At 47.4% G+C, this 24,485-nt stretch carries 24 protein-coding genes; 12 read left to right on the forward strand and 12 right to left on the reverse strand.

Annotated elements, in window-relative coordinates; genetic code table 11:
• From MED92_RS11875 to MED92_RS11905, 7 genes are all read left to right on the forward strand, one after another.
• Positions 1-710 (forward strand): response regulator transcription factor (locus MED92_RS11875; protein WP_007021793.1); only part of this gene is annotated, 710 nt, incomplete at its 5' end.
• Entirely contained in the window at positions 707-2,086 is a 1,380-nt protein-coding gene (locus MED92_RS18620; protein WP_007021794.1) for a sensor histidine kinase, read from the forward strand. The genes MED92_RS11875 and MED92_RS18620, both read left to right, overlap by 4 nt.
• 452 nt (positions 2,087-2,538) lie before the next feature.
• Positions 2,539-3,366 (forward strand): transporter substrate-binding domain-containing protein, encoded by an 828-nt coding sequence (locus tag MED92_RS11885; RefSeq protein WP_007021795.1) that lies wholly within the window; start codon positions 2,539-2,541, stop codon positions 3,364-3,366.
• A 122-nt stretch (positions 3,367-3,488) separates the two neighbouring features.
• On the forward strand, positions 3,489-4,154 hold the full coding sequence (locus MED92_RS11890; RefSeq protein ID WP_007021796.1) for an amino acid ABC transporter permease: 666 nt from the start codon (positions 3,489-3,491) through the stop codon (positions 4,152-4,154).
• On the forward strand, positions 4,154-4,807 hold the full coding sequence (locus MED92_RS11895; RefSeq protein ID WP_007021797.1) for an amino acid ABC transporter permease: 654 nt from the start codon (positions 4,154-4,156) through the stop codon (positions 4,805-4,807). The genes MED92_RS11890 and MED92_RS11895 overlap by 1 nt, the downstream gene beginning before the upstream one ends.
• Positions 4,804-5,529, forward strand: a complete 726-nt coding sequence (locus tag MED92_RS11900) for an amino acid ABC transporter ATP-binding protein (RefSeq protein ID WP_007021798.1) — start codon at positions 4,804-4,806, stop codon at positions 5,527-5,529. Before MED92_RS11895 ends, MED92_RS11900 begins: the two co-directional genes overlap by 4 nt.
• 60 nt (positions 5,530-5,589) lie before the next feature.
• The gene (locus MED92_RS11905) at positions 5,590-6,474 is read left to right on the forward strand and encodes a DMT family transporter (RefSeq protein WP_007021799.1); all 885 of its coding nucleotides are present in this window, start codon (positions 5,590-5,592) and stop codon (positions 6,472-6,474) included.
• A 15-nt stretch (positions 6,475-6,489) separates the two neighbouring features.
• Here the strand turns inward: MED92_RS11905 and MED92_RS11910 are convergent, their stop codons facing one another.
• The 12 genes from MED92_RS11910 to glnK (MED92_RS11965) all read right to left on the reverse strand — a co-directional run bounded on the left by MED92_RS11910 (position 6,490) and on the right by glnK (MED92_RS11965) (position 20,252).
• A complete protein-coding gene (locus MED92_RS11910; RefSeq protein ID WP_007021800.1) occupies positions 6,490-7,797 on the reverse strand; it encodes an N-succinylarginine dihydrolase in 1,308 nt (435 codons plus the stop codon).
• Positions 7,794-9,290, reverse strand: a complete 1,497-nt coding sequence (gene astD / locus MED92_RS11915) for a succinylglutamate-semialdehyde dehydrogenase (protein WP_007021801.1) — start codon at positions 9,288-9,290, stop codon at positions 7,794-7,796. The genes MED92_RS11910 and astD overlap by 4 nt, the downstream gene beginning before the upstream one ends.
• A 2-nt stretch (positions 9,291-9,292) precedes the next feature.
• Positions 9,293-10,324: an arginine N-succinyltransferase gene (astA, locus tag MED92_RS11920; RefSeq protein ID WP_007021802.1), complete on the reverse strand. Its 1,032-nt coding sequence runs from the start codon at positions 10,322-10,324 to the stop codon at positions 9,293-9,295.
• Positions 10,325-10,347: 23 nt separating this feature from the next.
• Entirely contained in the window at positions 10,348-11,154 is an 807-nt protein-coding gene (locus MED92_RS11925; protein ID WP_007021803.1) for a DUF1338 domain-containing protein, read from the reverse strand.
• Entirely contained in the window at positions 11,148-12,419 is a 1,272-nt protein-coding gene (locus tag MED92_RS11930) for a hydrolase (RefSeq protein WP_007021804.1), read from the reverse strand. Before MED92_RS11930 ends, MED92_RS11925 begins: the two co-directional genes overlap by 7 nt.
• Before the next feature lie 12 nt (positions 12,420-12,431).
• Positions 12,432-13,646 (reverse strand): aspartate aminotransferase family protein, encoded by a 1,215-nt coding sequence (locus MED92_RS11935; protein WP_007021805.1) that lies wholly within the window; start codon positions 13,644-13,646, stop codon positions 12,432-12,434.
• Positions 13,647-13,735: 89 nt separating this feature from the next.
• Positions 13,736-15,853 (reverse strand): putative bifunctional diguanylate cyclase/phosphodiesterase, encoded by a 2,118-nt coding sequence (locus tag MED92_RS11940; protein ID WP_083774937.1) that lies wholly within the window; start codon positions 15,851-15,853, stop codon positions 13,736-13,738.
• A gap of 269 nt (positions 15,854-16,122) precedes the next feature.
• Positions 16,123-16,845: a glutathione S-transferase N-terminal domain-containing protein gene (locus tag MED92_RS11945; protein ID WP_007021807.1), complete on the reverse strand. Its 723-nt coding sequence runs from the start codon at positions 16,843-16,845 to the stop codon at positions 16,123-16,125.
• 9 nt (positions 16,846-16,854) lie between these two features.
• The gene (locus MED92_RS11950; protein WP_007021808.1) at positions 16,855-17,931 is read right to left on the reverse strand and encodes an alkene reductase; all 1,077 of its coding nucleotides are present in this window, start codon (positions 17,929-17,931) and stop codon (positions 16,855-16,857) included.
• 161 nt (positions 17,932-18,092) lie between these two features.
• Positions 18,093-18,431: a P-II family nitrogen regulator gene (gene glnK, locus MED92_RS11955; protein WP_007021809.1), complete on the reverse strand. Its 339-nt coding sequence runs from the start codon at positions 18,429-18,431 to the stop codon at positions 18,093-18,095.
• Between the two features lie 188 nt (positions 18,432-18,619).
• Positions 18,620-19,876, reverse strand: coding sequence for an ammonium transporter (locus MED92_RS11960; RefSeq protein WP_007021810.1), 1,257 nt, complete (start codon positions 19,874-19,876; stop codon positions 18,620-18,622).
• 37 nt (positions 19,877-19,913) lie between these two features.
• Entirely contained in the window at positions 19,914-20,252 is a 339-nt protein-coding gene (glnK, locus tag MED92_RS11965) for a P-II family nitrogen regulator (protein ID WP_007021811.1), read from the reverse strand.
• A gap of 289 nt (positions 20,253-20,541) precedes the next feature.
• Between glnK (MED92_RS11965) and MED92_RS11970 the strand changes: the two genes are divergently transcribed.
• From MED92_RS11970 to MED92_RS18625, 5 genes are all read left to right on the forward strand, one after another.
• Positions 20,542-20,796 carry an accessory factor UbiK family protein gene (locus MED92_RS11970; protein ID WP_007021812.1) on the forward strand — a complete coding sequence of 85 codons (255 nt, stop codon included), beginning with the start codon at positions 20,542-20,544 and terminating at the stop codon, positions 20,794-20,796.
• A gap of 30 nt (positions 20,797-20,826) precedes the next feature.
• Entirely contained in the window at positions 20,827-22,473 is a 1,647-nt protein-coding gene (locus MED92_RS11975) for a putative bifunctional diguanylate cyclase/phosphodiesterase (RefSeq protein WP_040662650.1), read from the forward strand.
• A gap of 43 nt (positions 22,474-22,516) precedes the next feature.
• The gene (locus MED92_RS11980) at positions 22,517-23,179 is read left to right on the forward strand and encodes a magnesium chelatase domain-containing protein (protein ID WP_007021814.1); all 663 of its coding nucleotides are present in this window, start codon (positions 22,517-22,519) and stop codon (positions 23,177-23,179) included.
• A gap of 129 nt (positions 23,180-23,308) precedes the next feature.
• Positions 23,309-23,503: a hypothetical protein gene (locus tag MED92_RS11985; RefSeq protein WP_007021815.1), complete on the forward strand. Its 195-nt coding sequence runs from the start codon at positions 23,309-23,311 to the stop codon at positions 23,501-23,503.
• Between the two features lie 3 nt (positions 23,504-23,506).
• Positions 23,507-24,079, forward strand: coding sequence for a 2OG-Fe(II) oxygenase (locus MED92_RS18625; protein WP_007021816.1), 573 nt, complete (start codon positions 23,507-23,509; stop codon positions 24,077-24,079).
• Positions 24,080-24,485 lie beyond the last annotated feature (406 nt).

A 24,485-nucleotide genomic window follows, 5' to 3' on the forward strand; every position in this document is an offset into this window, starting at 1 on the left:
TGAGCGATAAACAACGACTGTTAATGGTTGATGATGACGTAGAGCTTTGTGAACTGATTGGTGATTACCTTCGTCACGAAGGCTACCTTATTGAATTTGCTCATAATGCGGATGAAGCCTGCGAGCAGCTAAAGCGTTCTGAACGTTTTGCGCTTATGATTCTGGATGTGATGATGCCGGGCCGTACGGGGCTCGAGTTATTGCAGCAGATCCGGCCAAAAGTACAAATTCCAGTGATTATGCTGACGGGGCGTGGCGAAGATATTGACCGTATCCTTGGGCTTGAGATGGGCGCTGACGATTATCTGAGCAAGCCTTGTAACCCCAGAGAGTTGCTGGCTCGCATTCGTGCTGTTCTGCGACGCGCTGAACCGCAGCAGCGGACCACTCTTTTCCCCGATAGTCTAGTTGAGCATGCAGGCGTTACTTTGGACCCAGGTCTCAGGGAGGTTCGCATTAATGGTGAGTTACTGGAGCTTACAGGTACAGAATTCAATGTGCTGGCCTACCTGATTGCCAATGCAGGCAGCGTGTTGGAGAAAGAGCAGCTTACAGAGCTTGTACTGCACCGAAAGCTGGCCGCCTATGACCGTGCGATTGATGTGCATGTAAGTCGGGTAAGGCAAAAATTGGCGAAGCATCTGAGCGATGCTGAGTTGATTAAAACCATCCGTGGAGTGGGCTATCAGTTTGTGAAGGATGCTCTATGAGGTGGTATAAGCGTTTATTCTGGAAAATCTTTCTCTCTATTTGGAGTGTAAGTTTTTTAGTTCTGCTAGCAACGATCTGTGTGGTAGGGGCCATCACCGAGCAAGATAGATTCAAAGAAGTTATCACGGCTAAGGCCGAGGGCTATGCGGAATTGATGATTGAGCGCTATGAGCGAAAAGGTTTCCGTACCCTATTACCCATCGCGCCCCGCCCGCCGAAAAGAGATTATGACCATGATCGCTGGCACGATAAGGATGATGATCGTGACCGTAAATATAAGGACCGACGTCATCCGGTATGGAAGCGGAGTATCTGGCTGGATATCAGTGAGCGGGTCTTTATTAGTGATGTGGAGTTAAAACGTAAAGTAGTCGCCATCAAGACGCCGGTAGTCGATCCGGAGCATCAATACCGTTTCACTATGAGTTCTGAGCGAGGTCGGCTTTATCAGATCACGGTTGATCTGAAATGGGACAGCTCACCTTATGCACACCTCATGAGTCGCATCTTGTCAGCTCAGATGGTGTTGATCTTATTGGTTTCTTCACTCGGTGCTTTGTTAGTTTCGGCAATTATTGTTCGTCCGCTAAACCTTTTGCGCGAACACACTCAGGCAATTTACCGGGGTGAGTTAGATGCACGTACCGACGATAAATTAAAGAAACGCGGAGATGAGCTGGGTGAGTTGGCAAGAGAGTTTGATCGCATGGCCGACTATGTTCAGCAGACTATCACTTCTCACCAACGGTTGATGCAGGATGTCTCTCATGAACTCCGTGCGCCTCTGGCGCGATTGCAAGCCGCAGCAGGTATTGCGGAGCAGCGTTTGGGTGAAGATGATAAAACGGTTGCCAGAATCATCCGTGAATGCCAGCGCCTGGATCAGCTAATTGGAGAAATCCTCTCGTTATCTCGCCTTGAGCAGATGGAGAGTGGTGGTGAGAAGGTTAAGCTAAGTACTTTGATCAATGAGTTAGTCGAAGATGCTCGTTTCAGCCATAGCCAGCGGAAGTTTAATCTGCAAATAGATTCCGATTGTGAAGTCACGCTGAATACCAAACTACTGGAACGTGCGCTGAATAATGTTCTGGGTAATGCGTGCAAACATACCTCTGCTGATGTGGAGATCGATGTGAGTCTTGCTAAGGCAGAATGCTGCGAGATAAAGGTGCGCGATCATGGTTCAGGGGTAACTGAAGAGCAGTTAGGCCAACTGTGTAATCCGTTTTTCCGCGGTGACAGCCAGTCAGAAGGCTATGGGTTAGGGCTGAGTATCGCCCAGCGGGCCGTGCAGCGCTTAGGGGGTGAGCTGAGTTTACGTAATCATCCAGAAGGTGGGTTGGAGGTTAAAATTTCTCTGAGTTGTGCCGACTGAGGCTCCTAACAATAGTAAAGGTTCGTAACTCTCTCGGAACCTTTCACACGCGGGCGGGTTAACCGGTGTTCACTTGGTCGTCGCCCGCTTCTAAAGTGCTTAATAAGGTAGTTCCCTCATATACATTAGGCGTATTTGGTTCTTTTGATCTGTTTTTGGTATTTTTTTGGTTTATTTATGCTGCGTTTGATGTGTTTATAGGCCAAAAAACTATGCTAAATTTTTTACGATTAGTACTAACCATTTTATAAGTCTATAAAAGCATGCGATGTCTGAGTTTAAGGGTGTATATTCAGCCTGGAACGAATTGCTCTGATTGATGATGAAAGAGTATGCTTCTTTAGATCGACGGCCTGGCGACTATTGCTAATTAGCAGTAGATACAGATGCCAAAGGCCTGAGCAAGAAGAAACAATAAATATAAAACAAAGATATCCTACAGAGGACCGACTATGAAATTGTTAAAATTGGCAGGCATTGCAGCCAGTGCGATTGCTGTGATGGCTTCTTCCGTTACAGCTCAGGCGGATCAGCTTGATGAAGTTATAAAGCGTGGCACCTTGAATTGTGGTGTTGTTCTTGATTTCCCTCCAATGGGATACTTTGATAAAGACAATAAACCTGCCGGTTTTGATGTCGATTACTGTAACGATCTGGCAGCAGCGCTGGGCGTAAAGTCTAACGTTCTGAACCTGACCTGGGGTGATCGTATTCCTTCCCTGGTATCAGGTAAAACTGATGTCGTTATCGGTTCTACTTCCGACACACTGGAGCGTGCGAAGTCTGTTGGCTTCACATACCCATACTTTGTTTTCAAATTCCAGACAATCTCCAAAAAAGGCACACCAATCAACTCATTTGCTGATCTGAAAAATGTGAAGGTGGGTGCTGCTCTGGGTACAACTTACGAGACAGAATACCTGGCTTACGCTGAGAAGATGGGTTGGGGCAAAGATAACTACACTGCTTTCAAATCTGAAAATGATGCATACCTAGGCCTGTATCAGGGTAAGGTTGATGCGATTATCTCAACAAACACCAACATTGCGACTAAACTGCAGACAAAAGAGTTTGCGGACTATGTGGCAGGTCCATATGTGCCAAACTATGACGATGTGGTTGGTTTGATTGCTAAACGAAGTGAAGTTGCTTGGATTAACTACCTTAACTTGTTCCTGATTCATCAGATCCGTGATGGAAACATGAACAAGCACTACAACAAACATTTTGGTTCAGATGCGCCTGCTGACCTGATCCAATCTCTTCGTGACAATAAGTAATCACGCTCTGACGGTGGTGAGCAATCACCACCGTCTGCCTTGTCCGGCCTAAAACAATAACTACTTGGATTTTCCCATCTTGAATCGATGGGGAATGACGCATCATTACTGGAAGGGTAGGGATGGACTACGAATTTCACTGGAATATTGTTTTCCAGAAAATGCCCGAATTACTTCAAGGGGCATTTGTAACCTTACATGTTTCTGTTTTATCCATGGTTCTGGGTATTGCGATTGCGGTTTTTCTAGCTATCGCAAAAATGAACAACACTAAACCATTTAACTATGTTGCGGTCGGTTGGATTGAAATTGCCCGAAATACGCCGGCGCTATTTCAGATCTACATGGCTTATTTTGGTTTAGGGGCCTTTGGTATTCATTTAAGCCCTTATATGGCGGTACTCAGCGCGCTTGTATTCATCAATGCTGGATATCTGGCTGAAACCTTCCGTGGTGGTTTCCAATCCATTCCTGATGCTCAATACAATGCATCTAAGTCTTTGGGGATGACCAGCTTTCAGACATACCGCTACATCATTCTTCCGCAGATGTTTCGCCGTATCTATCATCCGATGACGAACCAGTTTGTCTGGTCCATTCTGATGAGCTCACTTGGCATTCTCGTAGGCATGAGTGAACTGTCTGGTGAAACGCAGCGTTTGCAATCGCTGTCGTTCAGAACGCTCGAGTTCTTTATTGTTACGGCTGTGCTGTACTACATCATTACCAAGTTTGTACTGATATGCGCATCGTTACTTTCCAAGCGACTGTTTAAGGGAGAGATATAATGGGTAGCTTATTTACTCCTTTATCCTGGAGCGACACTGGCTTTATTCTGACCGGTGTGTGGAACACTATTTTGATTTCTGGCCTATCGATTTTTGTCGGTAGTGTTCTAGGCGTTATTGTTGGCTTCGCCCGTGCAGAAAGTAATAAATATGTGAACTTCCTGTTTGGCAGTGTGCTTGATGTACTTCGAAGCGTACCGCTTATTATTCAATTGGTGCTGTTTTCGACTTTTATGGGGGTGATGGGTTCACCGCTGCCTCCATTTGTCGCGGGCACGATTATTTTGTCCCTGTATACGATGGCCTTTATGGCTGAAGTATTTCGTGGTGGCTTTGAAAGCGTTAACAACTCAATGATTATTGCCGGTCGTTCACTGGGAATGACCTATTGGCAAACGATCCGACATGTTCGCTTTCCTATCGGTTTACGCTCAGTCTTTCCTGCGTGGTTGGGTGTAGCTTTAAGTGTGATCAAAGATTCGGCACTTGTATCAGTGATTGGGTATGTAGAACTTCTGCGTACATCTGATCAGTTAATCTCGCGGACACAGCAGCCACTGGAAATACTCATCGGTGTGGGGCTGTTCTATTTCCTAATCTCTTACCCTCTATCTGTATATGGTCGTCGTATCGAAAGGAAACACGCACTATGATTAAAATTGAAAATGTACGCAAATCCTTTGGCGAACTTGAAGTCCTGAAAGGCATTAATCTGGATGTCGAACAGGGCGAGGTACTGAGTATCATTGGTGGTTCAGGTAGCGGTAAATCCACGCTGCTATATTGCATCAATGCCATTGAAAATATTCAGGGCGGCAAGATTTTTGTGGATGGAATTGATGTTCACAACAAAGCGACCAATAAAGACCAACTGAGACAAAAGCTTGGCATGGTCTTCCAGCAGTGGAACTCTTTTCCTCATTTGACAGTACTCGAAAATGTGGCGCTTGCACCGCAGATCGTTAAGAAGATGTCAAAAGAGGAGGCGATTGAGATCGCTCAAAAAGAGCTAAAGCACGTTGGGTTGGGTGATAAGTTTGATATGTATCCGACGAAAATGTCAGGCGGCCAGCAACAGCGCCTGGCAATTGCACGTGCTTTGGCGATGCGTCCGGATTATATGCTGTTTGATGAGGTGACCTCAGCCCTTGACCCAGAGCTGGTGGGCGAAGTACTGGATACTTTGCGTATTTTGCGTGAAGAGGGCATGACCATGATTTGTGTAACTCATGAGATTGCTTTTGCTCGTGAGGTTTCTGATCAGGTGGCATTTTTCCACAAAGGGGTTATTGAAGAGATGGGGCCCCCGGAACAGGTGATTTCAAACCCTCAGAAGGAAACTACTCAGGCTTTCCTTAGCAAGGTTCTCTCATAACTATCTGAAGGCGCTGTACTTTCTCGGTACAGCGCTTTCCCTCCCCAAGGAATATCATGGATGACGGATCAACGTCGCGCGGTTCTATTGGCATTAACAGCAGTCTGTTTCTGGTCCACAGTTGCGGTTGCCTTTAAATTATCACTAAGGCATTTAGCGGTAATTGAACTGCTTCTCTTGTCTACGCTGTTTTCTACCTTGGTTATCGGTGCCATTCTGATTGCTCAGGGTAAATTTAAGCAGGTTTTTCAGTGTTCCTATCAGGAATATCGTTTGTCGCTGCTATTGGGCTTTTTAAATCCGTTTCTCTATTACCTGATCCTATTTGAAGCATACGAATTGCTACCCGCCCAGCAAGCGCAGCCTATAAATTACACCTGGGCGATTATGTTGGCTGTCTTGTCGGTGCCTTTGCTTAAACAGAAACTCACTGGCAGACAGGTTGTTTCCTTAATTGGTGGGTACCTGGGCGTCGTTGTTATCGCGACAAAAGGGGACTTGATGCAACTGGAATTTACCGAACCGTTTGGTGTGTTTCTGGCACTACTCAGTACGGTGATCTGGGCGCTTTACTGGATATTTAATACCCGTGAAAGCCGCGATCCTGTTGTCGGGCTGTTTGTGAACTTTGTCTTTAGCCTGCCTTTTATCTTTTGCTACTTTATTTGGGTAACCGATTTCAGAGCTTTACCTATAGAAGGGATATTGGGTGCGGCTTATATTGGGGCCTTTGAGATGGGGATCTGTTTTGTGATCTGGCTGAAGGCGATGAAGCTGACCAATAGTACCGCCCAGATTAGTACGTTGATATTCCTTTCACCGTTTATGTCACTGATCCTTATCAGCTACTTTTTGGGAGAGACGATCGAAGTGGCAACCCTGCTGGGCTTAGTGCTAATCGTCGCGAGTATTATCTTCCAAAATGCCAAAACTAAATCAGCGTAACGGTGTCCCAGAGGATTAGCGGCCAATCAACTTGTTCATGGCGCTCAGTGCTGTATGCATCTCCTCTATCAGCAAGGGGTCACGCAAGTCATCGGGGCTTAGGCGATCGCGGTAATGCTGGTTTATGAACCGCTTAAGTTTTGTATAGTTTGCTTCAGAAAGCATAATGGCGGGGTTAATCTGATCTAATGCCTGCTGGTCGATAGGGATGCTTAGCCGAAGGCAGGCGGGGCCACCGCCGTTTCTCATGCTTTGTTTAAGGTCGAAAAATTCAATCGCAGAGACTGGATTATCCGCTTCAAGTATCTGTCTGCATATTTTGGCGCTATTCGGGTTATCGGCACTCTCCTGTGGGGCGAGTAATAGCATTCCTCCATCCTTTAAAGCCACAAGCTGACTGTTAAACAGGTAGCTCTTTACTGCATCGCCCAGTGACAGTTCACGCTGGCTTACCTCGAAAATAATCAGGGGCTTTCTCCATAGCTGACAGCGCTTACGTATCTCGTCCAGAACGGCAGCTTGGTCATGAAAAGCTTGCTCATGAATGAGTAGAAAGTTATCCAGACCAACGGCGACCACATCGTTATGAAAGGCACCGCCGTCGATCGCTTCCGGATTCTGGCGAAGCAGTAACCAGGCTGTTTCCCTCACTTGATGTTTGCGGATAATGCTTTCGCTGGCCAGCTTACTTTGCCGAGCGGGGAATCTTGTTGTTCGGGACTGATCATTGTCTCGGCCAAAGACGAACAGGTTGAGTGCCCGGGTGCTATCCGGATCAGATAAACGAATATGGTTGGCCGCCCCTTCATCGGCAAAAGCATCTTGTGCCGGCAGCGGTTGATGGACTATGAACAAGTGCTCATTGGCGAAAAATTTGGAAAAAAACCGACTGCCGCTGTCTGCTTCCTGGGAACGATGCAGGGCACTAATCAGGTTGGCCGGGGTTATCTGTAATCGCCTGTCATCACTGTCTTCTGCGGCGGTAATCGTGGCACTGTTGGCCGCCCACATGGCTGAGGCAGAGTAACAGATCTCAAGCAACTCGGGGGCACGCAGATAAGCCTGATCGATCAGTTGGCTGTCACTCCCGCGAAAACCTGCGGCCCGAAGTAGATCAAGATTAGGGCGGGGCTGAGGTGGGATAAATCCCTGGGGTAGCCCCAGCTTGGCTAACGCCCACATTTTTTCTAGTCCCTGGAGAGCGGCCTGCTTTGGGGAGGACGCGGCTCCTTTATGGCTTGCCGAGGCCAGATTGCCAATGGCTAAGCCGCCATAGTTGTGACTGGGGCCGACTAAACCATCAAGGTTGAGCACCTTACTCATGTATTGCTCCAGATATGATCGTCGATATGTAAACCCGGAGGCAGGCTGTCTGGAAGTTCCATCGCTTCAGACTGAAGTGACGCAACCGGGTAGGCGCAATAATCAGCAGCGGCAGAGGCGCTGGGGCGGTGGTTGCCACTTAATCCAGTTCCGCCAAAAGGCCGAGCGCTGGAAGCACCGGTTAAAGGTCGGTTCCAGTTAATCAGGCCGGCTCTAACATGTCTTTGGAAGTATTCGAAGATCGCTGGGTTATCGCTCAGTACACCGGCAGAGAGCCCGTAGCGGGTATGATTGGCTAGATCAACAGCATCACTCAGCTCTTTAAAGCGATAGATCTGGAGCAGGGGCCCGAACAGCTCCTGGTCAGGTGGGTCTTCCATATTCGAGCATTCCAGCAGGCCTGGGGTGAGAAAAGCCCCTTTATCCGTAAAGCGCTGCATTTCCAGTAATGCTTCAGCGCCTCCTTCCAGCAATGTCTGCTGAGCGTTGAGTAGATTGGAAACAGCGTTTTGACTAATGAGAGGCCCCATAAAAGGCTGAGGTTCACGGTTGTATGCGCCAATACCAATATTGGAAACAGCCTCTTTGAGGGCGAGGATAAAGCGATCGCCAGGGTAACCTTCTGGTACCAGTAGGCGTCGCGCGCAAGTACAGCGCTGCCCTGAGGTGATATAAGCGGATTGAATGGTGTTATACACCGCGGCAGGGATGTTATCCGTTTCAGTCACCAATAAAGGGTTATTACCCCCCATCTCTAATGCGAGAATCTTTTCCGGATGACCGCCAAACTGCTCATGTAGATAACAGCCTGTTTCTGCACTACCGGTAAAAAACAGCCCATCAATATTCTGGTGCGATGCTAAGGCCACGCCGGTGTCCTTACCACCCTGAACCAGATTGAGAACACCATCCGGCAGTTCCGCTTTCTGCCACAGGTGTACCATAAGCTCTGCCGTGCGAGGGGTTAGTTCACTGGGTTTAAATACCACCGTGTTTCCCGCCAGTAATGCAGGCATGATGTGCCCATTGGGCAGATGGCCAGGGAAATTATAGGGACCGAAAATAGCGACGACCCCATGGGGGCGGTAGCTGAGAGAGGAGCGAATATTCTGGTTGCTGTTGTCTTCACTTGAGCAGCGTTCCTGATAGGCTTTAACGGTAATAGAAGCCTTGCCAAGCATGGCGGTTATTTCGGTTTGTGCTTCCCAAAGAGGCTTACCTGTCTCCTGACCGATGGTATCTGCCAGAAGGGTTTTATGCTCTTCTAATAGGGTATTAAAACGCTGAAAATAGGCCGCCCTTTGTTTTAGCGTGAGTTCAGCCCAGTGAGGGAAAGCTTTACGGGATGCGGCAACAGCATCATCGACCTGATCAGCATTTGCGGCGTTTCCTTCCCAAATTGATTCACCATTACCTGGATTAAGAGACTCAAAGCTTTCGCCTTCCCCTTGAATCCATTGCCCATCAATAAACAACGATGTGAGCGGTTTCATAATCAACGTCCTTTCAGCTCAACGAGCCTGATGGTGTCATTATTTTTGACCTGTAACAGGTCCGCGTATTCCCGGCTGAGTTCGGCAATTCCCTGGCGTTCATAAAGGGAGCTCAAACAACATCTGAACCCGTTAGCCTGAGTATTACTTAGCAGAAAATGGATGTGGTCAGGTGTTTCTTCCGCCTTGTCGATCAGCCTGACTTTTGCATAGCGGCTTTCGCGTATGGCTCTGATTTTCTCTAAAGGCGCGGTAATCGTAGGTCCGGCATCAAAGATATCCACATAGTTCTCGAAGCGGAAACCTTCATTTTCCAGCATTCTCTTGGCGGGTTCCGTATTGGTATGAACCCTGCCGATGACCTGCTGAGCCTCCTCCGGCAGGAGATGGAGGTAGATTGTGTATTTGGGCATTAATTCGGCGATAAAGACCTTGTTCCCTGAACCGGTCAGATAATCCGCTTCGGAATAATCCATCGCAAAGAACTTTCTCCCCAGACCTTCCCAGAAGGGAGAACGCCCGTGTTCGTCAGAGTAGCCTCGCATCTCCGCGATAACGCGTTCAGAAAACCGTTGCGGGTGTTCAGCCATAAATAGAAAACGGCTTTTAGAGAGCAGGCTGCCATTTTGTGAATGACGATGATCGGGTTTCAGGTAAAGTGTGCAGACTTCACTACAGCCGGTGTAATCATTACACAGGTATAGCGTATTGAAGCGATTGTGGATATCCAGTTCTCGCGATGCATGTACCACGGTGCCTAGTCGGTAGTGATACCAGGGAGCATCGAGCCCGACTGAGGCTTCAATGCCAGTGGTCCCCACGACCTGATCGGTCTCGCTGTCCACAAGCACAAAGAGATAGCTTTGTGCGCCAGGGCGATCCAGATCTCGAGCCAGGGCTTGTGTACTGCGTTCAATCTTTTTTTGCAGCAGTTCTGTATTTTCCGGCAATGACGTAAAGCCGGGTCCAGATTCAACAGCGATCTGATGTAAGGTATCCAGATCTTCAATGGCTATCGGGCGAATGTAGTACATAGGCGATCTCCATCTGTTTCCGCTTATGACTGAGTGTCAGTGCTCTCGAAAATCTTGTCCGCTGAGGCTGCTACAAAGCCCTGATACAACGATCCGTCGTCCAGTGGGTAACGTTTGGCAAACTCGTAGTAGCATCCTGGGATTTCAGCGGAACAATCGGAAAAATTCACAAGGACTTTTTTGGCAAGCGTGGATGACTGTTCCAGATATTCGTCAGGGCTGCCTTTGACTTCACCTCCAGCGCTATTGAGAAGGACGCCATTGTCTTTGAGGAACTGGTTCACTTCAGTGATGTTGTTGTGGGAAGTCAGGGCGTTGATGAAAATGGTGAAATGGTTGGGCCTGAAGCCAAACGCTGCTAGCCATGCTGCATATTCGCTCTGTTCAAGGAGTTGTTGGTAGTCTTTATAGCTCAGGTTCCAGGGTCTTCCTGAGTAGCAGAAGTTATCAGCCATGTAACTGTCAGGTTCTAATTCGGCGATCAAATTGTGTACCAGAAGCTGGTTTTCATTGCTCAATGACTCGGTCAAAAGCTGGCTAATGAAAATCTTCGGAAGAGCCGGGTCTTCGTGTTGAAAATGTTGCGCGTAGAGTTGTTTTGCAGGGAAGTGATATTCACCTGAAGGTTGGTACCCAGACTCTAAGAATGGCCGAGCGATCTTTTCGATGTTGACATCTTCCAGGTCAAAAGTACGCAGGGCGATATGATCATTAATTATCTGGTAGTTCAGCTCGCTAAACAGTTTATAGATACGAAGCGCTTCCGGTGTTATTTCTAAATAGTCCTGCCACATCGCTTCCAGTAATTTATTCAGGTATGGCTTCAACATATTTTTTCCCCTGTTTCTGACTGCTTCAGGAAAGGCAGGCCTTCAGTGGCTATATGCATTAAGAGTAGCGCACTCAGCTGAGCCCGGTGGCTGAGGCTGGGAAGTTCGATGTATTCCTGATCACTGTGGATAAAGTTCCCTTTCACGCCCAGGGTGTCGATATTGGGTAATCCGGCAGCACTAAGGTTGTTGCCATCGCAGCAACCCCCCGTGGCTTGCCAATGGATGGGAACTCCCAGTTGTGATGAGCATCGCTGTAGTAGGTTGAAAAGACTTTGGTGTTCACTATCAAATCGTTTCGGCATGCGGCCGAACTGGCCGTGTAGAGATACCTGATAGCCTTCGTCGCGGCTATGGGTGGTACAGATATCTTCCAGAGTCTGCACACACCAGGCGGCATCCTCAGCAGCGTTGATACGTATATTAAATTTAAACACCGCCAGGTCAGGGACTTTATTGGTGGTCTCTCCCGCCTGGATCATTCCAGTATTTAAGGTGAGTCCCGGGCGGGTATGATTCAATTTATCCAACTCCAGCATGATTAATGCGGCTTTGTTGATCGCATTACGGCCTTTTTCGGGTTCACGACCGGCATGGGCAGCACGTCCCTCTACTTTAATAGTGAAGTTCCCGCTGCCTTTGCGCTCTCCCGCCAGACTGCCATCCGGCAGGGCGGGTTCATAGATAAGCCCAAGATGATGTTTTGCTGCTTCTTTCTCAAGAATGGGCGCAGAGCCGGGGGAACCGATCTCTTCGTCGGGATTCAGGAGAACAGTCCAGCCAATGTTCTCGCGAAGGGGATGCTGTTCAAGTGCTTCTAATGCTGAAAGCATCACCAGAATCCCGCCTTTCATATCGGCGGCACCGGGAGCATTTAACCGGTTTCGATCAATCCTTGTTGCATGTTGGAAATTACAGTCTGGAGGAAAAACTGTGTCGGTATGCCCACACATAAGGATCTGTACAGGCGCGTTGGGACGCTTGTTAAAGTGCCATAGGTCGCCCAGAGGTTGTGAACTGATCTGACCTGAAAAATTCATCCGTTCCCAGGGATGAACCTCTATTCTCTCCGCTGAGTCAGCTAGCGGTGTAAAAAGTGTACTGAAAAACTCCCCAGTACGGTTCACCCCGACAGGGTTCAGTGAGCTGCTGTTGATCTCTACCAGCGATAATAACTGTTCTTCACGGATCTGCTGCTTACTGTCGATAAACTGCAACAGATCCTGGCAGGTAGTATCTATCACGAATGGTTTAAAGTTGCCCATACTTGTGCCCCCCTATTGCTGCTGGAGGAACTGTTCAGCAGCCTGGGTGAAGCGTTGCATGCCTTGGTGGATATCCTCTTCAGGTATGATCAGTGAAGGCGTCATGCGTATAACATCAGGTCCGGCAATGAGCAGCATCAATCCATGTTCCAGCGCAAGTTGTAGCAGGTCTCTGGCTTTACCTTTAAATGCAGGTTGAAGCTCGCAGCCAAGCAGTAGTCCCATGCCGCGGAACTCACTAAAAACGGGGGCTGTTTTATTTAGCTGCCGTAGTTGCTCGATAAAGATCTGATGGCGTTTTTCTACACCGTTGAGCACTTCTTCTGAATCGATCAGCGATAACACTTTGTTTGCTACGGCGCATGCCAGTGGATTACCGCCGTAAGTGCTGCCATGGCTGCCTATATTTAATGCAGTGGCTATCGGCTCCGTGGTTAACATGGCCCCCACGGGGAAACCGCCGCCTAGAGCTTTGGCCGTCGTTAATATGTCAGGAGTGACGCCGTACGCCTGATAAGCATATAGCTGACCTGTTCTTCCGACCCCGGTTTGTATCTCATCAAAGATAAGCAGAGCATTGTGTTTATCGCATAGCTCACGCGCCTTCATAAGGTAGGCTTTGCTGGCAGGCATAATCCCGCCTTCTCCCTGGATGGGTTCAATAACTACTGCGCAGGTTTTGTCGGAAATAGCGGCTTCAAGTGCGTCAAGGTCATTAAAAGGTACGTGGCTAATACCGGCAGGCACAGGTTCAAATCCCTCGCGATATTTGTCCTGACCACCCACCGATACCGTAAACAGCGTACGACCGTGGAAGCTGTTAACGCAGCTAATTATTTCGTGTTTATCAGCGCTGAAGTGGTCATAGGCGTATTTGCGAGCGAGCTTAAAGGCGGCTTCATTGGCCTCCGCGCCAGAATTGGCAAAATAGACACGTCCAGCAAAGGTTTTTGTACAGAGTGATTGCGCTAACTGAATTGCCGGCTCGTTGGTCCAGACGTTGCTCAGATGCCAAAGCTTTTCAGCTTGTTCTTTGAGCGCTTGTACAAGCTCGGGATGGCTATGGCCTAAGGCGTTGACAGCAATGCCGCCCGCAAAATCGATATACTCCCGGCCTTGTTGATCCCATACTCTGGAGCCTAATCCTCGCACAGGAATTGAGGCCATGGGTGAGTAATTTGGCACCATGACCTGGTTGAATGTGTCCCTGTTGATGTTGGAAGACATACAAGCTCTCCTATACAGCACATATAGCTATAAGTTTAGTCTGAATAGGAAAAAGTGGTTTTTCAGGCTGTTAAGCCAGGCAGGGATGTTTAATTAAACAGATCTACCCGGGGGTCTATGGACCGTTTATCGCAGGTTTTGTCTAAGTTGCAGGCACCACAGAAGTGCTGGCAATCGGTATAGTTAGAGGTGAACTGGGTGAGGCTCACCGGTTGGCTAATTAGGTACCCTTGCATCAAAGTACATTGGTTTCGATTGAGGAAGGCCATCTGGGCCTGGTTCTCGACACCTTCAGCAACAACGCTTAAGCCCAGCTGTTTGGTCATCGCAATAATGGTCGAGGTGATCGCCATATTATCACGGTCAGAGGGGATGTCCTGAAGAAAAGAGCGATCAATTTTCAGTAGATCAACCGGCATTTTTTTCAGGTAACTGAGTGATGAATAGCCGGTACCGAAATCATCAATTGCCAGGCTGATGCCCTTTTGCTTGATGCTGTTGAGGATATCAATAGCCGTCGACATGTCACGCATCAGCATGCTTTCAGTGATCTCAAGCTCTAGCCAGCGCGGATCAAGGCCCGATGTCTCAATTGCTTCCTCTATATGGCTGATCAGCGCGGGATCATCGAATTGCCTTGTGGATAAGTTAACGCAAACCTTGATCGGCGGTAGCCCCAAATCTTGAATGGCTTTCGCTGCTTTACAGGCTTCCGCCATCACCCAGCGACCGATCGGAATGATCAGTCCTGTCTCTTCGGCGTGTGGAATAAACTCATCCGGCGGAATTGGACCGTCTAATGGATGGTCCCAGCGTAAAAGCGCTTCTATTGCGGTGATCTTGCCATTATCAGCGCTGATCTGCGGCTGATAAACTAAACGCAGCTGGTTACCGTCTAATGCACTGCGCAGATCATGCTCAATACTCAGGGTGCGCTGTGCCTCTTCATCCATATGCTGTTCGTAAAAGGCAAAGGTATTACGCCCGCTCTTTTTGGCGTAGTACATGGCGAGATCAGCATTTCTTAGCAGGTCGCTGGCGTCAGGGCTATCAAGGCCGATTAAGGTGATCCCGATACTCACCGTAATACTGATCTCATGAGGGCCAATATGAATGGGTTGAGCAAGCAGACTTAGCACTTCATTGGTACGTTCAATAACATGAGTTCGGTCATTACAGTTACGGAAAATAATGGTGAACTCGTCTCCACCCAGACGGAATACAGAGGTACGTTGTCGTGTGCAAAAGTTGAGTCGGCTGGCGATAGTTGTTAGCAGTGCATCCCCAGCTTCATGGCCCATCGTGTCATTGATCTGTTTAAAGTGGTCAAGATCCAGAAGCAGTAATGCATTGAGTCCTTGCTCCTGTGGTGAGTCAAGGTACTGATCGAGGGTTCTGCGAAAACTGCGTCGATTACCCAGATTGGTAAGCGGATCATAGTAGGCCATCTTCTCCATCTGAGCGTCGTGCTCTTTAATCTGTGAAATATCTTCACTAACAGACACAAAATTGATGATATTTCCCAGTTCATCGTGAATCGGAGAGATATTTTGTAGTGACCAATAGGTTGAGCCATTCTTGCGCTTATTAAGCAGAGTGCCTCGCCACTGCTGGTGGTTCAGCACGGTTCCCCATAACTCTTTATAGGTTTCAAGCGTTGTTTTTTCTGAGCGAAGAAAGTTTGGGCGCTTGCCTTTTATCTCTTCCAGATTCCACCCCGTTATCTCAGTGAAGCGCTGGTTAGCATACTCGATCTGGCCTTTGGGGTCGGTGATAACAACGGCGCTACCTGTGTTTTCTACTGCATTGCGAAACACTTTTAGCTCGCGGGCCTGTTGGGCACTTTTACTAGAGTTACGCAGGGTGATAAATAATCTGGGGTTGGCTGTACCTTTATCTACCAGCGTGAACTCTGATCGTAGCAGTAGATGCTCGCCCGCTAAATCAATAACCAGGTGTGTTGCATAAGCGTCTCCCTCACCTTTGAGAAGGCTATCGATATGGGGTTGGATCGCTTGGGCGAAATGTTTGGGGAGATCCTGGTTTGGAGTTTTATTAAAACTTCCCCAGATCAACTCGGAAGCAAATGGATTGCAATCCAAACAATTGAGGTTTCTGTCCAGAACAAGCACACCAATAGAGGAGTGGCTGAACCAATCCATCGAAATGCTGTTGCTTGCACTATTTTGGGTATCTTGAATGGACATTAATCTTGTTTGAATTATTAAGCTTTAGATAAGCCATTCTGCGATATTTTTTGTTTGAATTGTTTAGATGTTACATAAAACTGTAGCCTAGTTGACCTGAGTCAAACTTCTATTGGCTTGAACCTGATTGTTAATGAATGTTTTATGAAAATGAATAAAAAGTGTTCATATTCTTGGGGTTAGTGATAAGGGCGTAAAGGGTGAAGGGGGATGGCTAGTCATCAAAAAAAGACCCCGCTTTTTATGGCAGGGTCACTAGAGGGGCTGGCTTAAGAGTTTTGGGCCGGAATCTTCCAGCCTGTTTGTACGGAATCTTTCTGTTTAAAGCGCTCTATATACTGCTGTGTTTGTTTGAATTTACTTAATTCCAGGATCTCTCCCGCCGCATAAAAACGATCCAGCGTGTCTATCCATGGAGCAAGGGCAATATCTGCGATAGAAAACTCGCCTGCTATCCAGTCCTGACCAGAGAGTTGTTGTTCGACCACATTGAGCAGCCTTTTAACCTCATCCACATAACGCTGTTTAGGCCGCGGATCTTCTATCTCCTTGCCAGCGTAGGCGTGGAAGAAGCCCAATTGCCCGAACATAGGGCCAGCGCCGCCCATTTGAAACATCAGCCACTGAATGATTTTGGCTTTTTCTCTCGGCGTATTACCGATGAGCTTGCCGGTTTTCTCAGCAAAGTAGATCAGTATGGCTCCGCTTTCGAAAAGGCCAATGGGTTTCCCATCAGGGCCGTTAGGATCGATGATTGCTGGGATCTTGTTGTTAGGGTTCAGAGAGAGAAACTCCGGGCTTTTTACATCACTGTCGGCCAGGGTCACTCTGTGAGCTTCATAAGGCAATTGAAGTTCTTCTAGGGCAATAGACACTTTGACGCCGTTAGGCGTGCCCAGTGAGTAAAGCTGAATCCGTTCAGGGTGCTTTGCTGGCCAGCGCTGAGCAATGGGGTATTGCTCAACGCTTGGATAGTCAATTGGGTTGCTCATATCAAATGCTCACGCTGAGAGTGTTGGATAATCGTTATAGCCTTCTGGGCCGCGTGTGTAAAAAGTAGTAGGGTTCGCTTCATTGAGTGCGGCACCGTTTTGAAAACGTTCAACCAGATCGGGGTTGGCGATAAAAGGTACGCCGAAAGCTACAGCTGTTAAGTCGCCAGCACTCACTGATCGGTTAGCTTCCTCTAAGTTGTAACCCATATTGCCAATCAGATTGCCTTTGTAGAACTCGTTCGCTGCGGCAATGACATCTCCTGTTTGCTGGCCCAGGAAGTCGCTTCGCATCAGGTGCCAGTAGGCAAGGTTGCGGCCGTTAAGCTGCTTAGCTAACCAACGTGTGTGTCCTTCAGGGTCACTGTCGCTCATGCTGTTAAAGCCATTCAGTGGTGAGGTGCGAATCCCCACTTTGTCACTGCCCCAAACATCACAAACAACATCGAGTACCTCAAGCAGCAGTCGGGCACGGTTTTCCACATTTCCGCCATAGTTATCTTGGCGTTTGTTACTGCTATCGCGAAGAAAACTATCCAGCAGATAGCCGTTAGCGCCATGTACTTCTACACCGTCGAAAGCCGCCTCTTTCGCGTTGATTGCGGCCTGTTTAAAACCGGCAATAACATCGCTGATATCTTCAAGTGTCATTGCTCTGGGAACGGTATAAGGTTTTTTACCTTCACGGGTATAAACTTCATCTTCAATGGCGATCGCGCTCGGGGCAATCGGCTGAATGCTATTATTCAGATCAGGGTGGCACGCACGCCCTCCATGCCAAAGCTGTAAGAATATTTTTCCACCCGCTTGATGCACTGCATCCGTCACTTTTTTCCAGCCTTCGATCTGAGCCTGAGAATAGATGCCAGGCTCGTTGATGAATGCACAGCAGTTTTCCATCGCCATGGTGGCTTCTGCGATGATCAATCCAGCGCTGGCGCGATCAGCATAGTGTTGCGCGATAAGTTCGCCGGGCACATGCTCCGCTTCGGAACGGGCTCTGGTTAGGGGAGCCATTAGAATACGGTTTTTAAGTTCAACGCTGCCCAGAGTTGCCGGGCTGAATAGATTTGATTCTGAAGACATCAGTTGCTCGTAAAATATTTGTTTAGACGATAACAACTGTATTAGAGAGTGATAAATGGAACAATCTTTGGTTTTGCAAAAGATTGTTGCAAATTTTGCGTATTGAATAGCCAAAAAAACGACCCATAGGTCGTTTTTTGTATTTTGATCAAGCGAGTTGCTTACAGCGCGTCTGGACCGCTTTCGCCAGTACGAATACGGATAACCTGCTCAAGTGGGGTAACGAAAATCTTACCGTCACCAATTTTGCCTGTGTTCGCTGTTTTGCTGATCGCTTCGATAACCTGGTCAATCATGTCGTCGTCTACTGCAATTTCAATCTTCACTTTAGGAAGAAAGTCCACCACGTATTCTGCACCACGGTACAGTTCAGTGTGACCCTTTTGACGACCGAAGCCTTTAACTTCTGTTACGGTAACACCCTGGATACCAATTTCAGACAGAGCTTCGCGGACATCATCCAGTTTAAACGGTTTAATCACCGCAGTGACCAGTTTCATAATGCTATTCCTCAGTTTGACCCGCCAGATCAGTCATGTGACTGACTACGGTATTAACTATAGTGAATTTTGCGCCCTAGTATACCCAGAAAGACCCCTCAGAGTACATTGGGATAGCGTTATCTGGAGTCATTTGCCTGGAAACGCAAAAAAGGGCGCAGAGCGCCCTTTAACTTATTGGTTGGAAATTACTTAGCTGAAGTAAACTCAGGGTAAGCTTCCATACCACATTCAGAGATATCCACACCTTCGTACTCTTCTTCTTCGGATACGCGGATGCCCATTACAGCTTTCAGCGCTAACCAAACAACCAGGCTTGTACCGAATACCCATACGAAGATAGTCAATGCACCGATGATCTGACCAGAGAAGCTAGAGCCATCGTTAGTAACAGGTACCAGTAGCAGACCCAGAAGACCTACAACACCGTGTACAGAGATCGCACCAACAGGATCGTCAATTTTCAGTTTATCCAGAGTCAGGATGCTGAATACTACCAGCGCGCCACCCATTGCACCGAACAGAGTCGCCTGCAAAGCAGATGGTGTAGATGGTTCTGCAGTGATCGCAACCAGACCAGCCAGTGCACCGTTAAGTGCCATTGTCAGGTCAGCTTTACCGAACAGCATGCGAGCAACAATCAGCGCTGCTACAACACCACCCGCAGCCGCTGCGTTAGTGTTCATGAATACCACTGCTACAGCGTTAGAGTTTTCAACGTCAGATGTTGCCAGTACGGAACCACCGTTGAAACCAAACCAGCCCAACCACAGTACAAATGTACCCAGAGTTGCTAGTGGCAGGTTTGCACCAGGGATCGCGTTTACTGCGCCATCTTTAGAGTATTTGCCTTTACGAGCACCCAGAACCAGAACGCCAGCCAGAGCAGCTGCAGCACCCGCCATGTGTACGATGCCTGAACCTGCGAAGTCAGAGAAACCCAGATCGCCAAGTGTGTACATGCCGAATACAGAGTTACCGCCCCAAGTCCAAGAACCTTCCATTGGGTAGATGATACCTGTCATTACCACTGCGAAAGCCAGGAATGCCCAAAGCTTCATACGCTCAGCTACAGCACCAGATACGATAGACATAGCTGTTGCTACGAATACAACCTGGAAGAAGAAGTCTGCAGAAGGTGCGTAAGTTGCTGGTTCTTCAGCACCGGTGAAACCGTCACCAGTGATGCCAGACAGCAAGTAGTCACCGCCGTACATGATCGCGTAACCGCAAACCAGGTACATGATACAAGAGATCGCATACAGAGCGATGTTCTTAGTCAGGATCTCAGTAGTATTTTTAGCACGTACCAGACCTGCTTCCAGCATGGCAAAGCCTGCTGCCATCCACATTACCAGTGCGCCACACACTAGGAAGTAGAATGTGTCTAGTGCGTATTTCAGCTGAGTTACATCAGCTGCTGTTGAATTCAGAAGTTCTTCCATTGGGTAGTTCCTCCAGAAGCTATCAGTAAGTCAGAAATTAAAGTGCTTCAGTGCCGGTTTCACCGGTACGGATACGCACAACTTGTTCGATCTCAGAGACGAAGATTTTACCGTCGCCGATTTTGCCTGTTTGAGCTGCTGAGCTGATTGCTTCAACAACCTGATCTACGATGTCGCTTGCAACGGCTGCATCGACACGTACTTTAGGTAGAAAATCGACTACGTATTCTGCGCCACGGTAAAGTTCCGTATGACCTTTCTGACGACCAAAACCTTTCACTTCAGTCACGGTGATACCCTGTACACCGATCTCAGAAAGTGCTTCACGTACATCATCCAGTTTGAATGGTTTGATGACTGCGGAGACCATCTTCATTTTGTTATCCCCCATAGATACAAATTCTTTGCTTAATCTTGAATCGTTGCGTGTTCTGTTATGAACGAATTCTGCTCAGGGTATAGCGAAGGCTGTGCCATGTTTTAAAAATCATTTAAAAACAATGGGTTAAAAATACTATGGCGATGCTGATTATTTTTTGTGCAATAAAATGGGGCGCGTGAAACTGGCTGGTTTTTGAAAATGCACCAATTTGGTGCTCTATTGAACGATCTTGGATTGTTGTTATAGTTGTGGGTAATAAATTGTTATTTTTTTAGGTAAAAAAATGATCAATCCGCAGTTGATTGAAGGACTGACAGAGCAGTTTACGCAGCTCGTTTCAGGTGAAACCAAACTTCCAGGCCAGGACTCTGTTAAGGATCAGATCCGGGTCATGTTACAAGGGACATTTGATCGTCTTGATCTGGTGTCACGTGAAGAGTTTGATGCACAAAAAGCGGTCTTGCTTCGTACCCGTGAGAAAGTAGAGCAGTTGGAAGCTCAATTGATTGAGCTGGAAAAGAGTATCCGCGACCAATAAGTGGGCCTTAGGATCTGGATTGAGGTTTTGATGAGCGAAATTGAACAGCAGTTGTTTCGGGGATCGCCTCAAGCGATCATGGTCACTGATCTGGATAATTGTATTATCCAGACGAATCCTGCTTTTGAAAAGATAACTGGATATACCTTTGCTGAAGTTGCAGGTGAAAACCTCAGTAAGCTGGGGGCAGGTCATCTCAACGAAGGCTTCTATGAAACGGTATGGCTTACCCTGAGTAATGAGGGGAGCTGGCAGGGAGAGATCTGGAATAAGCATAAAGACGGATCAGTCTATCCTTGTTGGTATAGCATTGTGACCCTTCAGGACCAGAGCGGGAATGTGTCTGGTTACATCACTCAATTCTTTGATTGCAGTGCCCTTAAATCCTCTGGACAGTCTCTAGCTCAGGCCGCTCAATATGATGAGTTAACCCATCTGCCTAATTGGGAGATGTTCGAAGGTTTGCTCTCAGCACGTCTGGAAAAGTGTAAAGCGAATGATGAACAGCTAGCGGTGATGCTAGTGGATCTGGATCGTTTTAAATGGATCAATGACAATCTGGGCCGAGCAGTAGGTGACAGCCTTTTGCAAGAAGTTGCCCGTCGCCTGGGCTCAGTGGTTCGTGGTGAAGATGCCCTGGCCCGTTTGAGCAGCGATGAATTTGTCATGATGTTGCCTTGTGTGGACGGTGTTGAGGCTGCAATAAAGGTCGCGCAACGGGTTGTTGATCAGCTTACACACGGTATCTTTGTCGATCACCGAGAGATATTTATTAGTGGTAGCGTAGGGATCTCGGTGTTCCCGCAGCATTCCGGTCGCGGCAAAGATCTGGTTAAGAAAGCCGATGTGGCGATGTACGCTGCCAAGCAGGGTGGGCGCAACACGTTTCGTGTCTACAGTGAGCTAATGGAGCGCAGCAAAGGGCCGCAGATTCTTCGTGAAGAGGACCTGACAAAAGCCTTGGTGAGTGGTGACATACAGATGGGCTTTATGCCTGTTTATAGTATCTACAGTCATCAGGTCGTAGCAGTCCATGCGCGTCCAAGCTGGACCCACCCTGAATTAGGTCAGATACCGTTTCAGGACTTCTCGGCACTATTGCAGAACCCTGAATCGATGTCTCAGTACGAGTTTTGGCTGGATAGCGAGCTTTCCGGGCTTGATGTTATCTGGGAAAAATTTCCAGGGCTGCGTTTCGTGTCTTTCCGCCTGGAATCTCAGCAGCTTCAGGGGAAAGAGAATATCCAGCGTTGGTTGTCACAGCTGAATCGTTATCAGCGCTCTGGGCAGATGATGATCGATGTCGATCTGAAAACCGCGATGGAGCGTGAGGGTGAATTGTTTGACCTGCTTACCAGCGATGCGCTGCTATCAGTGAGTGGTTTTGTTTGTCACAGCCCCTCTTTAGAGCACTTAAAAGAGATTCAGCCGGATATGATTAAGCTGGATTCAGACCTGATCTCGACCATGCGCACCGATGAGGGGCGTCAGAAAATCGTTGATAGTGTTCTGAATATGGCAGATAAGCTTGAGATTGAAGTGTTGGCTGATGGTGTTAGTTCGGCAGGCGCGCGAGGTCAACTAATGAGTCAGGGTTGTATGCTGATGCAAGGGCGCTATTTTGGCATGCCATTGACACTGCAGCAGCTACTGGACCATCTTGCCGTAGAGCATTAACAGAACGAAAACCTATTTATAAATCTTCCAGGGACGGAAGCTTATGTCATTAGCCGTTGTCTTAACCCGGGCGCTGGTGGGCATTGATGCCCCTCAGGTCACGGTCGAAGTCCACCTTTCTGGTGGTTTACCCAGTTTCTCTATTGTTGGCTTGCCTGAAGCGGCGGTAAAAGAGAGTCGCGAACGCGTTCGTAGTGCGTTAATCAATTCCGGTTACGATTTTCCTCAGCGACGTATAACTGTAAATCTTGCTCCAGCCGATCTGCCTAAAGAGGGAGGTCGCTATGATTTGGCGATTGCGGTGGGGATCCTTGGCGCGAGTGGTCAGTTGCCCTGTAAGCATCTATCTCATATGGAGCTGTTGGGTGAGTTAGCGCTGTCCGGTGAATTACGTCAGATTAACGGTATTTTGCCTGCAGCGATGGCCTGCCGCAAAGCCGGGCGCTCTTTACTGTTACCGGAAGGAAATCAGGCCGATGCTTTGCTGACCAGTCAGCTTAAAGTGTTCCCTGCAAAACACCTGTTGGAGGTCTGCGCTCATCTAAAAGGGGAAACGCTTATCTCAGAGGCCGTGCGCAGTGATGAGCCTGGTGTGCTGCCAGACTATCCGGATCTGCGTGATGTTAGGGGTCAGCAACAAGCCAAGCGGGTATTAGAGATTGCTGCAGCAGGGCAGCACAATGTACTTATAGTTAGCAACCATTGAACCCTTGAAGTTGTTGTCAGCTATCATGATCTTCAACGTCATTTTTTAAGAATAGAGATAGCTGTTGAAAGAGTATAAAAAATAGGCAATTATAAGTATTCATCAGAATTAAACGACAAGGAAATTGGCATGCAAACAACTACTCGAAACTACGAACAAGATGCTCATAAGTCTTTTCTTATCAGTAAGCAAAATAAGTTATCTGAGCTAGAAGAGCTATCAGGTTCAGTAGAAGATTTGGATCAGTCAGACTTGACATTGAAGTATACGGTTGCTGGTGGGATAGATGGTACGTCTGTATGCTTTCATTCTGACAAAAATTAAGCAATGAGTACTGCTCCTACAAGAGTCATTGAAATAGATAATAAGAAGATTTATATCTTTGACGATATAGCAGATAAAGATCAAATCAGAAGGTTTTCGCACTCACTAGAGATTGCTAACTACTCGTGTATCCAAGCGAACGATATTAGTACCAAAGAGCATAAAGAATGGGTTGCAGGTTTTGATATATCAGACATGGAAGATCACTGGTTATTTCGTTTCTGTAGTAAAGTAACCTCTGACTTACGTGGCTCGGATTATTACTGTGGTACTGCATTTGCGAACGCTTTTTCCTATGGAAGTATCGCATTCCCCCATACCGATTCGGGTCAGTCCGATGATGCAGAAGGTGACCTTACTTTTTTGTATTTCGGAAATCATGAGTGGGATACAAAATGGGGGGGAGAGCTAATGCTGTATGATGATCAGTTAGAACCATTAAGTTGTGTTGGTGTAAAACCAGGACGCTTGGTTTGCTTTGCTGGCGATGTAATACATAAAGCTGGTATCCCCAGTAGACAGTGTTATAGCACGAGATACACATTTTCTCTTCGATTTTATCCAAGTTTAACTTAGAAACTTTAGCAATAGGGGAACTCACATTTATTTAATTAAGAAATTTTTATTCTATAAATGCCCCATATAGCTCTTCGGAATTGATTGTTTTGGGATAATAAGAAGCTGATATGTTGACATATCAGCTTTTTATATTGTGCTAGCATTGGATTCTTAAACTTTAATGCTTGATAAAAACCGAACCAAGAGAAAATCCAGTACTTGCGTTGCTGAGATAAACTGCTGAGGCTGGTCGAGATTTTCTTTACTATTGTTGGGCAGAGAAGGATCTTCAGTCAGGTGGTTCCATAATATTATAATTAGCAACCTTTGAACCCCTAGTTGAAAATTAGTAGATCTATCAAAACCTAAGCTCTTCAGTTCTCTAATATCCATTGATACTATGGGGTGATAGAAGCTTGAGGGA

The organism is Neptuniibacter caesariensis, from assembly GCF_000153345.1.
Taxonomy (GTDB): domain Bacteria; phylum Pseudomonadota; class Gammaproteobacteria; order Pseudomonadales; family Balneatricaceae; genus Neptuniibacter; species Neptuniibacter caesariensis.

Excerpts from the sequence above, each read along its gene's own strand:
- MED92_RS18620 (WP_007021794.1), top strand. The coding sequence starts at position 707 with ATGAGGTGGTATAAGCGTTTATTCTGGAAAATCTTTCTCTCTATTTGG.
- MED92_RS11940 (WP_083774937.1), bottom strand. The coding sequence starts at position 15,853 with ATGTCCATTCAAGATACCCAAAATAGTGCAAGCAACAGCATTTCGATG.
- MED92_RS11935 (WP_007021805.1), bottom strand. The coding sequence starts at position 13,646 with ATGTCTTCCAACATCAACAGGGACACATTCAACCAGGTCATGGTGCCA.
- MED92_RS11985 (WP_007021815.1), top strand. The coding sequence starts at position 23,309 with ATGCAAACAACTACTCGAAACTACGAACAAGATGCTCATAAGTCTTTT.
- MED92_RS11950 (WP_007021808.1), bottom strand. The coding sequence starts at position 17,931 with ATGTCTTCAGAATCAAATCTATTCAGCCCGGCAACTCTGGGCAGCGTT.
- MED92_RS11945 (WP_007021807.1), bottom strand. The coding sequence starts at position 16,845 with ATGAGCAACCCAATTGACTATCCAAGCGTTGAGCAATACCCCATTGCT.
- MED92_RS11895 (WP_007021797.1), top strand. The coding sequence starts at position 4,154 with ATGGGTAGCTTATTTACTCCTTTATCCTGGAGCGACACTGGCTTTATT.
- astA (WP_007021802.1), bottom strand. The coding sequence starts at position 10,324 with ATGTACTACATTCGCCCGATAGCCATTGAAGATCTGGATACCTTACAT.
- MED92_RS11925 (WP_007021803.1), bottom strand. The coding sequence starts at position 11,154 with ATGTTGAAGCCATACCTGAATAAATTACTGGAAGCGATGTGGCAGGAC.
- MED92_RS11885 (WP_007021795.1), top strand. The coding sequence starts at position 2,539 with ATGAAATTGTTAAAATTGGCAGGCATTGCAGCCAGTGCGATTGCTGTG.
- MED92_RS18625 (WP_007021816.1), top strand. The coding sequence starts at position 23,507 with ATGAGTACTGCTCCTACAAGAGTCATTGAAATAGATAATAAGAAGATT.
- MED92_RS11930 (WP_007021804.1), bottom strand. The coding sequence starts at position 12,419 with ATGGGCAACTTTAAACCATTCGTGATAGATACTACCTGCCAGGATCTG.
- MED92_RS11980 (WP_007021814.1), top strand. The coding sequence starts at position 22,517 with ATGTCATTAGCCGTTGTCTTAACCCGGGCGCTGGTGGGCATTGATGCC.
- MED92_RS11900 (WP_007021798.1), top strand. The coding sequence starts at position 4,804 with ATGATTAAAATTGAAAATGTACGCAAATCCTTTGGCGAACTTGAAGTC.
- MED92_RS11910 (WP_007021800.1), bottom strand. The coding sequence starts at position 7,797 with ATGAGTAAGGTGCTCAACCTTGATGGTTTAGTCGGCCCCAGTCACAAC.
- MED92_RS11905 (WP_007021799.1), top strand. The coding sequence starts at position 5,590 with ATGACGGATCAACGTCGCGCGGTTCTATTGGCATTAACAGCAGTCTGT.
- astD (WP_007021801.1), bottom strand. The coding sequence starts at position 9,290 with ATGAAACCGCTCACATCGTTGTTTATTGATGGGCAATGGATTCAAGGG.
- glnK (WP_007021811.1), bottom strand. The coding sequence starts at position 20,252 with ATGAAGATGGTCTCCGCAGTCATCAAACCATTCAAACTGGATGATGTA.
- MED92_RS11960 (WP_007021810.1), bottom strand. The coding sequence starts at position 19,876 with ATGGAAGAACTTCTGAATTCAACAGCAGCTGATGTAACTCAGCTGAAA.
- glnK (WP_007021809.1), bottom strand. The coding sequence starts at position 18,431 with ATGAAACTGGTCACTGCGGTGATTAAACCGTTTAAACTGGATGATGTC.
- MED92_RS11890 (WP_007021796.1), top strand. The coding sequence starts at position 3,489 with ATGGACTACGAATTTCACTGGAATATTGTTTTCCAGAAAATGCCCGAA.
- MED92_RS11970 (WP_007021812.1), top strand. The coding sequence starts at position 20,542 with ATGATCAATCCGCAGTTGATTGAAGGACTGACAGAGCAGTTTACGCAG.
- MED92_RS11975 (WP_040662650.1), top strand. The coding sequence starts at position 20,827 with ATGAGCGAAATTGAACAGCAGTTGTTTCGGGGATCGCCTCAAGCGATC.